Source organism: Bradyrhizobium sp. SMVTL-02 (assembly GCF_051853005.1).
In the GTDB taxonomy this organism is placed as follows: Bacteria; Pseudomonadota; Alphaproteobacteria; order Rhizobiales; family Xanthobacteraceae; genus Bradyrhizobium.
This window is the reverse complement of sequence record NZ_CP182469.1, coordinates 4,474,527-4,486,824: the sequence shown is the minus strand read 5'-3', so window position 1 is coordinate 4,486,824 and position 12,298 is coordinate 4,474,527. Positions and strand designations below refer to the sequence as shown.

The 12,298-nt window shown below is 62.7% G+C and carries 12 protein-coding genes and 1 pseudogene; 10 read left to right on the top strand and 3 right to left on the bottom strand.

Features of this window, described 5'->3' with window-relative positions; translation table 11 throughout:
- The first annotated feature begins 71 nt into the window (after positions 1 to 71).
- From tatB to surE, 5 genes are all read left to right on the top strand, one after another.
- Entirely contained in the window at positions 72 to 566 is a 495-nt protein-coding gene (gene tatB, locus ACNJYB_RS21195) for a Sec-independent protein translocase protein TatB (RefSeq protein WP_439368274.1), read from the top strand.
- The gene (gene tatC / locus ACNJYB_RS21190) at positions 563 to 1,375 is read left to right on the top strand and encodes a twin-arginine translocase subunit TatC (RefSeq protein WP_439368273.1); all 813 of its coding nucleotides are present in this window, start codon (positions 563 to 565) and stop codon (positions 1,373 to 1,375) included. The genes tatB and tatC overlap by 4 nt, the downstream gene beginning before the upstream one ends.
- A gap of 156 nt (positions 1,376 to 1,531) precedes the next feature.
- Positions 1,532 to 2,860 (top strand): serine--tRNA ligase, encoded by a 1,329-nt coding sequence (gene serS, locus ACNJYB_RS21185; RefSeq protein ID WP_439368272.1) that lies wholly within the window; start codon positions 1,532 to 1,534, stop codon positions 2,858 to 2,860.
- Positions 2,861 to 2,955: 95 nt separating this feature from the next.
- Positions 2,956 to 3,318, top strand: a complete 363-nt coding sequence (locus tag ACNJYB_RS21180) for a hypothetical protein (RefSeq protein ID WP_439368271.1) — start codon at positions 2,956 to 2,958, stop codon at positions 3,316 to 3,318.
- A gap of 108 nt (positions 3,319 to 3,426) precedes the next feature.
- Positions 3,427 to 4,194: a 5'/3'-nucleotidase SurE gene (gene surE, locus ACNJYB_RS21175; protein ID WP_439368270.1), complete on the top strand. Its 768-nt coding sequence runs from the start codon at positions 3,427 to 3,429 to the stop codon at positions 4,192 to 4,194.
- Positions 4,195 to 4,262: 68 nt separating this feature from the next.
- Here surE and ACNJYB_RS21170 read toward each other — a convergent pair whose 3' ends face one another.
- Positions 4,263 to 4,634 carry a response regulator gene (locus ACNJYB_RS21170; protein WP_439368269.1) on the bottom strand — a complete coding sequence of 124 codons (372 nt, stop codon included), beginning with the start codon at positions 4,632 to 4,634 and terminating at the stop codon, positions 4,263 to 4,265.
- A 238-nt stretch (positions 4,635 to 4,872) separates the two neighbouring features.
- Here ACNJYB_RS21170 and ACNJYB_RS21165 point away from each other — a divergent pair, with 238 nt between their 5' ends.
- The 5 genes from ACNJYB_RS21165 to ACNJYB_RS21145 all read left to right on the top strand — a co-directional run bounded on the left by ACNJYB_RS21165 (position 4,873) and on the right by ACNJYB_RS21145 (position 11,424).
- Entirely contained in the window at positions 4,873 to 5,523 is a 651-nt protein-coding gene (locus ACNJYB_RS21165; RefSeq protein WP_439368268.1) for a protein-L-isoaspartate(D-aspartate) O-methyltransferase, read from the top strand.
- Between the two features lie 109 nt (positions 5,524 to 5,632).
- The gene (locus ACNJYB_RS21160; RefSeq protein WP_439368266.1) at positions 5,633 to 7,018 is read left to right on the top strand and encodes a peptidoglycan DD-metalloendopeptidase family protein; all 1,386 of its coding nucleotides are present in this window, start codon (positions 5,633 to 5,635) and stop codon (positions 7,016 to 7,018) included.
- A gap of 397 nt (positions 7,019 to 7,415) precedes the next feature.
- On the top strand, positions 7,416 to 8,411 hold the full coding sequence (locus tag ACNJYB_RS21155) for a formylglycine-generating enzyme family protein (protein WP_439368264.1): 996 nt from the start codon (positions 7,416 to 7,418) through the stop codon (positions 8,409 to 8,411).
- Between the two features lie 114 nt (positions 8,412 to 8,525).
- Positions 8,526 to 10,208, top strand: a complete 1,683-nt coding sequence (locus ACNJYB_RS21150; RefSeq protein WP_439375611.1) for an arylsulfatase — start codon at positions 8,526 to 8,528, stop codon at positions 10,206 to 10,208.
- Between the two features lie 178 nt (positions 10,209 to 10,386).
- Positions 10,387 to 11,424, top strand: coding sequence for an HAD family hydrolase (locus ACNJYB_RS21145; protein WP_439368262.1), 1,038 nt, complete (start codon positions 10,387 to 10,389; stop codon positions 11,422 to 11,424).
- A gap of 94 nt (positions 11,425 to 11,518) precedes the next feature.
- On the opposite strand, the pseudogene ACNJYB_RS21140 reads toward ACNJYB_RS21145, so the two are convergent.
- Positions 11,519 to 11,996, bottom strand: a pseudogene (locus ACNJYB_RS21140) (hypothetical protein); the annotation flags it as partial.
- Entirely contained in the window at positions 11,972 to 12,241 is a 270-nt protein-coding gene (locus tag ACNJYB_RS21135; protein ID WP_439368259.1) for a hypothetical protein, read from the bottom strand. The pseudogene ACNJYB_RS21140 and the gene ACNJYB_RS21135, both read right to left, overlap by 25 nt.
- Between the last annotated feature and the right edge of the window lie 57 nt (positions 12,242 to 12,298).

Below are 12,298 nucleotides of genomic sequence, written 5' to 3'. Positions count from 1 at the left end.
ACGCGGGTAGCGGCCCGATCCTGCGCGCAAGGGATTGGGCCGGTTGCGGCTTCGCGTGAACGGAAGATCTCATGTTCGACATCGGGTGGAGTGAACTGGTCCTGATCGGGGTCGTGGCCCTGATCGCCATCGGCCCGAAAGAGCTGCCGGGCGTGCTGCGCATGGTCGGACAGTGGATGGGCAAGGCCCGCAAGATGGCCGCCGAATTCCAGGGACAGTTCCAGGAGGCGATGCGTGAGGCCGAGATGGCCGACCTCAAGAAGAGCTTTGATGAGGTCAAGGAAGCCGCCACGGGATTCAATCCGCTGACCTCGCTTCAGAAGGACGTCAGCGACGCGCTTCGCATCGATGCACTGGACAAGCCGGCCGAGACGCCGGCTGCCGCGGCTGTCGAACCGCCTGTCGCGCCGACCACTCCGGAAGCGCCGACGCCAGAGACCTTCGTCGAAGCCGAGGCGCATGCGGCCGTGAACGAGCCGCTCGCCATCACCCGTGAGGTCGAGCAGGCAAAGGTGGCGCAGGACACCGCGCCATCCGCAGCGATCAAGGACGCCAAAGCGTCATGACCGACGCCGATATCGAAGCCAGTAAAGCTCCGCTGATGGACCACCTGATCGAGCTGCGCTCGCGGCTGATCAAGGCGCTGCTCGGCTTTGGCGTGGCCTTCATCTTCTGCTTCTTCTTCGCCAAGCAGATCTACAACGTGCTGGTCTGGCCGTTCGTGTGGGTCGCAGGGCCCGAGAACTCCAAGTTCATCTACACGGCGCTGCTCGAATATTTCATCACGCAGCTCAAGCTCGCGCTGTTCGGCGCCGGCTTCATCTCGTTCCCGATCGTGGCAACCCAGATCTACAAGTTCGTTGCGCCCGGGCTCTACAAGCACGAGAAGCAGGCCTTCCTGCCGTATCTGGTCGCGACCCCGTTCTTCTTCGTGCTGGGCGCGACGCTGGTCTATTTCGTCGTGCTGCCGATGCTGGTCCGCTTCTCGCTCGGCATGCAGCAGGCAGGCAGCGACGAGACCGCGCAGATCCAGCTCTTGCCCAAGGTCGGCGAATATCTGTCGCTGATGATGTCGCTGATCTTCGCCTTCGGCATCGCCTTCCAGCTCCCGGTGATCCTGACGCTGCTCGGGCGTATCGGCATCGTCACGTCAAAAATGCTGCGCGAGAAGCGCCGGTATTTCATCGTCATCGCCTTCGTGATCGCGGCCGTGCTGACGCCGCCTGACGTGCTCAGCCAATGCTCGCTCGCGATTCCGCTGCTGGCGCTCTATGAGGGCTCGATCATCGCCGTGGGGATGGTGGAGAAGAAGGCAGCTGCCTCGCCGGCAGCCACTGGCACTGACGTGTCGACGCCGGCTAACCCGGCCGAGTAGGTCCAGTGCGCGCGGCCCCTCGGGGAAACACTGATGGCCCTGGAATACTGGATCGCGCGCTTTCGCGGGCGAGGACAGAATGCTAGGGGAAAGCGCGCCAATGTAAGTTGTCAGCATGAAAGTTGACTATTTAAGCGCTGACCCAGGACCACGGCCATGCACGACATCAAATCGATCCGCGATAATCCGCAAGCCTTCGACGCTGGCCTCGCCCGGCGGGGCCTGAAGCCGTTGTCGGCGTCGCTGCTGGCGATCGACGAGAAGCGGCGGGCGGCGATCCTGGCCTCGGAGCAGGCGCAGGCGCGGCGCAATGCGGCCTCCAAGGAAATCGGCGAGGCCAAGAAGGCCAAGGACGAAGCGCGCGCGGCCAAGCTGATGGCCGAGGTGGCCGAGCTGAAGACCACGATGCCCGAGCTCGAAGCGGCCGCGAAGGCTGCCGACGAGGAGCTGACCAAAGAGCTGTCCGCGATCCCGAACATTCCGTTCGACGAAGTGCCTGATGGTGTCGACGAGCACGGCAACGTGCAGCACCACGTGTTCGGCAACAAGCGCAACTACAGCTTTACGCCGAAGCTGCATGACGATCTCGGCACCGCGCTCGGCTACATGGATTTCGAGGCGGCGGCCAAACTCTCCGGCGCGCGCTTCGTCGTGCTGAAGAAGGGGCTGGCGCGGCTCGAACGCGCGATCGGTCAGTTCATGCTCGATTTGCACACGACCGAGCACGGCTATACCGAGATCAACCCGCCGCTGCTGGTGCGCAACGAAGTGATGTTCGGCACGGGACAACTGCCGAAATTCGAGGACGATCAGTTCTGGGCGATCAAGGGCGAGCTGCTCGCTTCGCCAGACGAGCGGCTGAAGACCGAGCGCCTCGGCCTCATTCCGACCGCGGAAGTCTCGCTCACCAATCTCGCGCGCGAATCCATCCTCGACGAGAAGCAATTGCCGATGCGGCTCACTGCGCTGACGCCCTGCTTCCGCGCCGAAGCGGGTGCCGCAGGCCGCGACACGCGCGGCATGATCCGCCAGCACCAGTTCACCAAGGTGGAGCTGGTCTCGATCACGACACCGGAGACCAGCAGGGACGAGCTGGAGCGGATGCTGTCCTGCGCCGAGCAGGTCTTGCAGAAGCTCGACCTGCATTACCGCGTGATGACGCTTTGCGCAGGAGATATGGGATTTTCGTCGCAGAAAACCTATGACATCGAGGTCTGGATGCCCGGGCAGGGCGACGGCGGCATGTTCCGCGAGATCTCGAGCTGCTCGGTCTGCGGCGACTTCCAGGCCCGCCGCATGGATGCGCGTTCGCGCGGGCCTGACGGCAAGCCGCGGTTCGTGCACACGCTGAACGGCTCCGGCACTGCAGTTGGCCGCGCGCTGATCGCCGTGATGGAAACCTATCAGCAGGAGGATGGCTCGATTGCGGTCCCCAGCGTCCTCCAGCCCTATATGGGCGGGTTGAAGGTGGTCGCGCGCGAGTAAACGCATCGCGTGTCTGAAACCGTGTAAACGTTTGGTTGCGAAGATCGGGCGGCCGGCTATCCTGCCGGCCACCCGTCAATGCGAAACTCCCGTCCATGGCCTTGCACCGCGACATCTTCTGGGTCGGCAGACAATTGGCGGTGACAGGTGCCGGCATCCAGGCCGTCGACCAGCGTTTGCGCGGCGTGCTCGACATCGAGATCGCGCGGCTCTGGGACGATGACCTCGTGCAGGGCCGGCGTGCCAAGCCCGGCGTGAACACCGTGGATTTCGACAAGGCGCTGACGGTGGCGCGCGAACGTTTTCCGCAAGAACCGACCGCGGACCCGATCGTTGCGCAGCTTGCGGCGCTTGGCGTGGTCGCGGCGCCCGTCGAAAGCCCAGTCCTGCCGGCGCTGCAGCTGCGTGTCGAGGGCCGGCTCGCACGCTTCCTGCCGCAATGGCGCATCCGCCGGTAATTGGACCGGGCCGGGGAACCTGGCCGCCCCCGAAATTGGCCCGGTTTGCCTGATCGGCCGTAGCCGGATAAGACGGCTTGGACCCCGCTTCTGGAATCGACCTCTCACATGCGCATTCTCTGCACCAATGATGACGGCATCCACGCTCCCGGCCTCGAGGTCGTGGAGGAGATTGCGCGTGCATTGTCCGACGACGTCTGGGTGGTGGCGCCCGAGTTGGACCAGTCCGGCGTGTCGCATTCGCTGTCGCTGAACGATCCCTTGCGCCTGCGCGAGGTCGGTCCGCGGCACTTTGCCGTGCGCGGCACCCCGACCGACTGCGTGATCATGGGGGCGCGGCACATCCTCGGCACCAGGCCGCCGGATGTCGTGCTGTCGGGCGTCAACAAGGGCCGCAACGTCGCTGAGGACGTGGTCTATTCCGGCACCATCGCCGGCGCGCTGGAAGGCACCATCCTGGGCCTGCCGTCGTTCGCGCTGTCGCAGGAGTTCAGCGTCGAGACCCGCGAACGGCCGCCGTGGGACACCGCGCGGAAATTCGGTCCCGACATCCTGCGCAAGGTGATCAATGCCGGAATCCCCAAGGATACGGTCATCAACGTCAACTTCCCGTCCTGCGCGCCGGAGGACGTGCTCGGTATTCGCGTCACACGCCAGGGCAAGCGTAATCTCGGCTTTCTCAGGATCGACGAGCGCAGGGACGGCCGCAACAACCCCTATTTCTGGATTGGCTTCGAGCGCGCGGCGATGATGGACACGCCGGCCGATGGCACCGATCTCGCCGCGCTGCGCGATCGCTATGTCTCGGTCACGCCGCTCAGGCTCGACCGTACCAACGAAGCGTTCTCGGAAGAGCTGAGCGCGACGCTGAAGTAGCGGCCAGAGCGCGCGTTCTTCCTCTCCCGAAGGGAGAGGTGAAGAAAGGCGCAAGCACGGATGGACCGCTACCCGCCACGCAGGGCGGCTTCGATGGTCTTGCCGAGCGCGTCGAGCTGGAACGGCTTCTGCAGCGCCGGCCGGTCGCGATACTGCTCGGGCAGGCCAGAGGAGCCGTAGCCAGTGGCGAAGATGAAGGGACAGCCCTTCGCCTTGATGACATCGGCGACCGGCGAGATGACCTTGCCGTTGACGTTGACGTCGAGGATGGCGATGTCGAACTCGGTGGCCTGGGCGAGCCGCATGGCCTCGTTGATATCGCCGGCTTCGGCTGCGACCTTGTAGCCGAGCTCTTCGAGCATGTCCGCGACCATCATCCTGATCATCACCTCGTCCTCGACGAGGAATACAGAGCGGCCTGAAAGCCCTGTCGCAGTCATTGTCGGTGAGTCCTTGCCCATTTGCGAAAACGTTCGCAGATAACGCGAATCGACGCAATGCGCGTTTCGGCGAACAAGCGCCTGAAAATGGCCTTTGCGTCCAGCCCGCTGCAGGCCAATTTGTGGTCAAATACTGCAGCAAAAGGATATCATGGGTTCCGGGGGAGGAACAAGATTCTCGCCCGGGCCTTGAGCTCCGGAGCGATGATCCGGACCTGTCGAGACAATGCGAGCAGCGATGACTCCCTATCAGCATCCGCCGGAAAAGATGATGTTTCAGCTCACGCTGAGGCGTCGGGGCATCAGCGATCAGGCGGTGCTCAGGACCATGGAGGAGGTGCCGCGCGAGCTTTTCGTCGATGAGGCGGATCGGGAGGGGGCTTATCGCGATAGCGCACTGCCGATCGCGTGCGGGCAGACCATCAGCCAGCCCTTCGTCGTCGCCTACATGACCGAGCAGCTCCAGCTCCAGAAGCACCACCGTGTGCTCGAGATTGGCGCGGGCTCCGGCTATCAGGCGGCGGTGCTGTCGCGGCTCGCAGGCCACGTGCTGACCGTCGAGCGCTATCGCAAGCTGGCCGATGCGGCACGCGCCAGGCTCGAAACGCTGGATTGTCACAATGTCGAGGTGATGCTCGGCGACGGCCTCAACCTGCCGCCCAATATCGGGCCGTTCGACCGTATCATCGTCACCGCCGCGGTGGAGCAGCTTCCGGAGAACCTGGTCGACCGGCTCGAGGTCGGCGGCATCCTGATCGCCCCGGTCGGGCCGCATCAGGGCGTGCAGACGCTGATTCGCCTGACCCGGACCGAAGCCGGGATCGAGCGCAAGGAACTCGTCGACGTCCGCTTCGTACCGGCACTGCCCGGCGTGGCACGGGAGCTGTAGATTTCCGGATTGGCTGTTCCGCCAACATCTTATTGGGAGGGTTAAGCCGTTATTTACTCGGCGCGTGTTTACTTAAAACACCAGTTCTGTTGCGTACGAGTGAGTAACCATGTCTGTCGTCGCCGAGTTGCTTTACTCGCGCCGCGTGCCGCAGCTCGCGGTGCTGGCGCTGATCTCCTTCAGCTTTGCAGGGTGCAGCGCCGACATGTCGTCGCGGCTGTCCCAGTCGAATTTCTCCAATCCCTTTGCTTCCGACCAGACCGGTTCGGTGCAGCAGGCGCCGCCGCAGCAGCAGCCGCGTGAGCTGCCGCAATATGCGCGGCCGCAGACGCAGCCCGGTTATTATCAGTCGCAGCCCTTGCCGCCGCCGGCGGTGGCCGCGCCGCAATCCTATCCCGTCACTTCGGGCGGCGGCGTATCCGGAGGCGGCCGCGGCGTCAGCTCGTACGCGCCGCCGGCGCAGCCACATCTCGAGACTACGGCCACCGTGCCGCCGCGCTCGGTCGCAGCCGCCCAGCCCGCCGGCGGAAGCAAGATCATCGTGGGGACCAGCGACACGCTCGACGTGCTCGCCAAGCGCTATCACGTGACGCCTCAGGCGATCCTCGCCGCCAATGGTTATAAGGGACCGCGTGCGCTCTCGCCCGGACAACAGCTGATCATCCCGCATCCGGCCACGGCTGCCGCACCTGCGGCGGCTCCTGTCGCCGCAGCTCCGGCGATGGCGCCTGCTGGCAAGCCGGTTGCAGCCGTCGCTGCGCCAGCGAGTTCCCACTTCGTCAATCGTGGCGACACGCTCGCCAGCATCGCGCGCAAGAACCATATCTCGGCGGCTGAGCTTGCTCGCGCCAACGGCCTCGATTCCTCGGCCAAGCTCAAGCTTGGCACCAAGCTGACAGTGCCCGGTGCCAGGACTGCCGCCCTCGCGGCGGCTTCGGCCGGCGCTGCTCCGGTTCCGGGTACACTTCAGCCCGTCGTGGCTGCTCCCGCGCCTGCCACCAAGATGGCCGCAGCGGCTGCCCCCGTGCAGAGCGCGCGTCTGGCCCAGGCCACGACCAACGTCGAAGAGAAACCCGCGGAGGTTCCGGCGAAAGCCGCTGAGACCACCAGTGCGCTGCCGACCTTCCGTTGGCCCGTGCGCGGCAAGGTGGTCACGAGCTACGGCGCCAAGACCAACGGCAAGTCCAACGACGGCATCAATCTCGCAGTGCCCGAAGGTACGCCGGTCAAGGCGGCTGAAGACGGCGTCGTCGCCTATTCCGGCAACGAGCTGAAGGGGTACGGCAATCTGGTCCTGGTTCGGCACTCGAACGGCTACGTCACCGCATATGCCCATGCGAGCGAGCTGCTGGTGAAGCGCGGCGATACCATCAAGAGGGGTCAGGTCATTGCCAAGTCGGGTCAATCCGGTGAGGTGGCGTCGCCGCAGCTCCACTTCGAGATCCGCAAGGGATCGAGCCCGGTTGACCCGCTTCAATTCCTGAACGGGGCGTGAGGCGCGAGCCCGGAGTAGGGCGCACGATCACCACAAATATGCTGTCGTCGCCCGTCTTGTGCGCATTGCGCACTCGAGCGGGCGATCCAGTATTCCAGCGGCAGCGATCACCAAGCCGAGAAGCTGCCTCGAACCAACGGCGTACCGAGCCTTTGCGACCGGAAAATCAAATTTCGAAAAACAACCCCATGCAAAGTAGCCGATGGCTGTCGGTGCGATCTTCTAGTGCCTTGAGTCTGCTTCGGTTTCGACGGCGCAACGGGCATGGCTGGGCTTGCCAGCGACCCAGCGGGCGTGAAAGACCCAACCCTCAACCTTTGATCTAGATCAACCTGGAAGAGTGGCGTTCCGTTTCCGTGGTGGCGCAGGCCTATGATGCACGGGTCCGGAGAACGGCATGAAGCTGGCTGATACGACATCGTCGCCTGCTCCCGGACAATCGTTCCAGCATCCCGCAGATGAGGGGATGCTATACGTGCCGGGCGGCACGTTTCGGATGGGTTCGGATCGGCATTATCCGGAAGAAGCGCCGGTCCACCGCGTCACCGTGGATGCGTTCTGGATGGATCGCCATCCAGTGACCAACCGGCAATTCAAGGCATTCGCCAGAGCTACCGGCCACGTCACCGTTGCGGAGATCACACCTGATCCAAAGGATTACCCCGGAATTCTCCCGCATATGATCTACGCGGGTTCGCTGATGTTCTCTCCGCCCGCATATCCGGTCAATCTCCGGGACTTCAGCCAGTGGTGGACCTTCGCCAAAGGCGCGGACTGGCGGCATCCCTATGGACCCGGGAGCAACATCCGTGGGCTGGACGATCATCCCGTCGTGCATGTGGCGTTCAGCGACGTGATCGCCTACGCAAGATGGGCCGGCAAGGATTTGCCGACCGAGGCGGAATGGGAATTCGCGGCGCGGGGCGGGCTGGACGGCGCCGAGTTCGCATGGGGAGATGAATTTACGCCCGGAGGCCGTCACATGGCCAACACCTGGCAGGGCGAATTTCCACGCCAGAACACTGGGGACGACGGGTACGAGAGGACATCGCCGGTCACCGCATTTCCGCCGAACGGATACGGGCTGTACGATATGATCGGCAACGTCTGGGAGTGGACGTCCGACTGGTACGCGCCTCGGCATGAGGCCGACGCCGCGAAAGCCTGCTGCATTCCAGAGAACCCGCGCGGCGGCCGCGAGGCCGATAGCTACGACCCCAGAACGACCAACGTCAAGATTCCACGCAAGGTCATCAAAGGCGGCTCGCATTTGTGCGCGCCGAACTACTGCCGGCGCTACCGGCCGGCTGCGCGGCATGCGGAGCCGGTCGACACATCCACAAGTCATCTTGGATTTCGGTGCATCAGGCGACGTGTCTCTAACGCATCATAACGGGAGAGCAATGCCATGTTGAATTGCGTATTCAAAGACAAGCTTTCGGTTGCGACGCCGCGCAAGACACAAAGCTGGATCAAGCGGTCCTGTCTAGCGCTGCTCGGTGCGACGATGTTAATTCCATCCTCAGGGTTGATCAGCACTCCGGCAGGCGCCCAACAGCCGGCGCAAAAACCAAACATCCTCTTCATCATGGGTGATGATATCGGCTGGATGCAGCCGAGCATCTACCACCGCGGATTGATGGTCGGAGAAACGCCCAATATCGATCGCATCGGCAACGAAGGCGCGATGTTCACGCACTATTACGCCGAGCAGAGCTGCACGGCCGGGCGTACGGCCTTCCTCACCGGCATGCAGCCGGTCCGCGTCGGCATGACCTTGCCAGAGATTCCCGGCAGCCCATCCTATCTGCGGCCCGGGACGCCGTCGCTTGCCAGGTTCCTGCTCGATCTCGGCTACAACACTGGGGAGTTCGGCAAGAACCATCTCGGCGACCACACCGATTCGCTGCCAACTGCGCATGGTTTCCAGGAGTACTGGGGCTACCTGTATCACCTCGATGCGATGCAGGGGGTGAGCTTCCCCGACATCAACAAGAGCCCGGCCCAGCAGACCGTCGCGCCGCCATGCAAGAACACGCCGATCCCCGGCGTACCTGAGGTTCCCGGTGCGGTGGACCCCAAGACCACGGTCTGCCTGACGCCACCGCGTCCAATGCTCGCGTGCAAGTCCTCAGATGGCACCGCCAAGAACATGACATGCAAGGACGAGGGCCCGCTGACTCTCGATCGATCGAAGGGTATCGACGAGGAAATCTCGGCCAAGGTCGTCGACTTCCTCGATCGCAACGACCCGCGGCGCACCAACAAGCCGTTCTTCGTCTGGTACAATCCGGCACGCATGCACATCACGACCGTGCTGTCGGACAAGTACCTGGCGATGGTGGGCGAGCCCGGCGGCAAGGATTGGGGCATCAATGAAGCCGGCATGAAGCAGATGGACGACAATATCGGCGTGGTGCTCAAGAAGCTCCAAGACATGGGCCAACTCGACAACACGATCGTCGTCTTCACTACCGACAACGGCGCCGAGACCATCACCTTCCCGGACGGCGGCGTCACGCCGTTCAAGGGCGGCAAGCTGAGCACCTGGGAGGGCGGCATGCGCGCCCCGATGGTGATCCGGTGGCCAGGCGTCATCAAGCCCGGCACGGTGAAGAACGACATGTTTTCCGCCCTTGACTGGCTTCCGACTCTCGTCGAGATCGCCGGCGGGCCCAAAGGCGACGCACTGAAGCAACGGATCGAGGCCGGCGAGTATCCCGGCATCGTCAAGACCACGCTCGACGGCATCAACCAGATCGACTACCTGAGCGGCAAGTCAGAGAAGTCGGCACGCGACCACTTCTTGTACTACTCCAGCAAGGATCCGTCGGCGGTCCGCTACAAGAACTGGAAGATGTATTTCGCAATGGTGTCCGACGACCCGGCCGGCTTCGTTAACGGAGTGCGGCCCTACTCCTGGACCCAGGTCGTCAACATCAAGCGCGATCCCTTCGAGACCTCGGTGGGTCAGCAACAGAAGACACTCTTCGGCATGGGCGGGGCGATTGCTTCTCCGTCGACCGCCTATGTCTATGACTGGAACTTGCTGCCCATCGGCCAGCAACTTTGGCTGATGCACCTCGAGACCTTCATCAAATTCCCGCCGCTGCAGGACCCGGCCAGCTACAACCTGGAACAGGTCATGCAGCAAGTTAAGAATATGAAGACGGCCGGTCGTAGCGACTAATGGCTCGATACTGCATTGGCGGGCGTCACTTCGGCACCCGCCAATTCATTGCGGTCAGAATCCAGCTGCTCACGAAGCAGCATATCGGCAAGCGTGCGACGAACAGCAGCGATACACCGGCCTCGCACCCACTTTCAAAGTCGACCGGTAGGGACCGCACAATCGATGCGGATCTACAATGAAACAGCTCATGCGATTTCCAAGCCTTGACCGTCGCGCACTGCTCTCGTCTCTGGCGACGCTTCCGTTTCTATCCGCCGCCCTGCGTTCCACCTCCGCCATGGCCCAGACGCAAGCCGGTCCTCTGCCTTCTTGGAATGAAGGCCCGACCAAAGCTTCGATCGTCGACTTCGTCGCACGGGTCACGGAGAGTGGCGGGCCCTATTTCGTACCACCCGATCAACGCATCGCGACCTTCGACAACGACGGGACGCTTTGGATCGAGCAGCCGATGTATGTGCAGCTTGCTTTTGTGCTGGATCGCGTGAAGGTTCTTGCGCCCATGCATCCGGAATGGAAGGACAAGCAGCCCTTCGCGGCAGTGCTGAGCGGGGACCTGAAGGCGCTCGCAGCTTTCGGAGAAAAGGGCGTGGCCGAGCTGGTGGCGGTGACCCACGCCGGCATGACGACAGCGGAGTTTGAGAAGATCGTCGCAGACTGGCTCGCGAGCGCGCGTGATGCTCGCTTCAAACGCGCCTACACCGAACTCGTGTATCAGCCGATGCTCGAATTGCTCGTTTACCTCCGCACCAACGGCTTCAAGACCTTCATCGTGTCGGGGGGCGGCATCGAATTCATGCGGCCATGGACCGAGACGATTTATGGAGTGCCTCCCGAGCAGGTCGTCGGATCGTCAATCAAGACCCGCTATGAAATGCGCGACAGCACGCCGGTTCTATTTCGCTTGCCCGAGATCGATTTCATCGACGACAAGGCCGGCAAGCCGATCGGGATCAACAGCCACATTGGCCGGCGTCCGATCGCCGCCTTCGGGAACTCGGATGGCGACCTCGAAATGCTGCAATGGGCGACGCTCGGTGCCAGCGGCGCGCGGTTCGGCCTGATCGTCCACCATACCGACGCGGAACGCGAATATGCCTACGATCGCCAATCACATTTCGGCAAGCTCGATGTCGCTCTCGATGCTGCAGCGCTGAACAGGTGGGCCGTTGTGGACATGAAGAAGGACTGGAAGAGGATCTTTTCGTTTGATTAGAAGGCGAGATCGTAGAGCTCCCGGCCGCGCGAATGCGGTGCGATGCACGGTTTTGAGCAGAGCACGCCAACTAAGTTTTAGGTCGTGGCCAATTCACAACGGACATCGTGGCGACGTACTTCTCCGGTCCTTTCCAGCCCAGATTGGTGTCGACCGCATACCCGCCCGTCGTCGCGCCGTCGTCGCCGCGCAGGTTCAACAGGAACTTGTAATTATTGACGCGCACTGCCCCGGGGGACAGCTCGTTCTCGGTAAAGAAGAACCAGGACTTGCGCACCGACTTGCCCGTTCCAAACAGGATCGGCGACTTGTCGTAGCTGTCAAAGATGGTCGGTGACCCGCGAGGTCGTTCTCCGGCAGTTTCGCGCCGGCGAGCGACGCGAAGGTGGCCATGTAGTCGAGGCCACCGACGATATCGGAGTTCTTGCTTCCGGCTTTGATGCCACGTTCTCGACCAAAGAATCTGCGTATTTGCTCTTGGACAGCGACTTGTGAATGAAGTCTGGGTGCGGAAGGTTCGGCTGGTGCGCCTTCATGAAATTGACGTTCATGAAGAACGGCCGGCCTGACTTGCCGACCTTGCCAGCGGCGCCAGCGCAACCAGTGCCGCACATCCGAAAAGTGCAAAGCGCATTTTCATGATGTGAATCCGTCCCAGGAAAAGATCGAAACTGACACCGTGACCTGGGTTCGGATTGATCTGAATCAACCGCAAGACGGCTTCATGCAAATCGGAATTCGTCCAGGTGTTGCCTGCGAGAGACAGCCAGCGGCAACGCTTAGTAGTTGAATGAGCAGCATCGGGAAGGTCTGGCATTGACGTTACCCTACTCCTGGGGGAGCCATGAAGTCATTCCTCTGCAAGCGTTGCTCT

Excerpts from the sequence above, each read along its gene's own strand:
- ACNJYB_RS21155 (WP_439368264.1), top strand. The coding sequence starts at position 7,416 with ATGAAGCTGGCTGATACGACATCGTCGCCTGCTCCCGGACAATCGTTC.
- ACNJYB_RS21135 (WP_439368259.1), bottom strand. The coding sequence starts at position 12,241 with ATGCCAGACCTTCCCGATGCTGCTCATTCAACTACTAAGCGTTGCCGC.
- ACNJYB_RS21165 (WP_439368268.1), top strand. The coding sequence starts at position 4,873 with ATGACTCCCTATCAGCATCCGCCGGAAAAGATGATGTTTCAGCTCACG.
- ACNJYB_RS21180 (WP_439368271.1), top strand. The coding sequence starts at position 2,956 with ATGGCCTTGCACCGCGACATCTTCTGGGTCGGCAGACAATTGGCGGTG.
- ACNJYB_RS21160 (WP_439368266.1), top strand. The coding sequence starts at position 5,633 with ATGTCTGTCGTCGCCGAGTTGCTTTACTCGCGCCGCGTGCCGCAGCTC.
- ACNJYB_RS21150 (WP_439375611.1), top strand. The coding sequence starts at position 8,526 with ATGTTAATTCCATCCTCAGGGTTGATCAGCACTCCGGCAGGCGCCCAA.
- ACNJYB_RS21145 (WP_439368262.1), top strand. The coding sequence starts at position 10,387 with ATGAAACAGCTCATGCGATTTCCAAGCCTTGACCGTCGCGCACTGCTC.
- tatB (WP_439368274.1), top strand. The coding sequence starts at position 72 with ATGTTCGACATCGGGTGGAGTGAACTGGTCCTGATCGGGGTCGTGGCC.
- surE (WP_439368270.1), top strand. The coding sequence starts at position 3,427 with ATGCGCATTCTCTGCACCAATGATGACGGCATCCACGCTCCCGGCCTC.
- ACNJYB_RS21170 (WP_439368269.1), bottom strand. The coding sequence starts at position 4,634 with ATGACTGCGACAGGGCTTTCAGGCCGCTCTGTATTCCTCGTCGAGGAC.
- serS (WP_439368272.1), top strand. The coding sequence starts at position 1,532 with ATGCACGACATCAAATCGATCCGCGATAATCCGCAAGCCTTCGACGCT.
- tatC (WP_439368273.1), top strand. The coding sequence starts at position 563 with ATGACCGACGCCGATATCGAAGCCAGTAAAGCTCCGCTGATGGACCAC.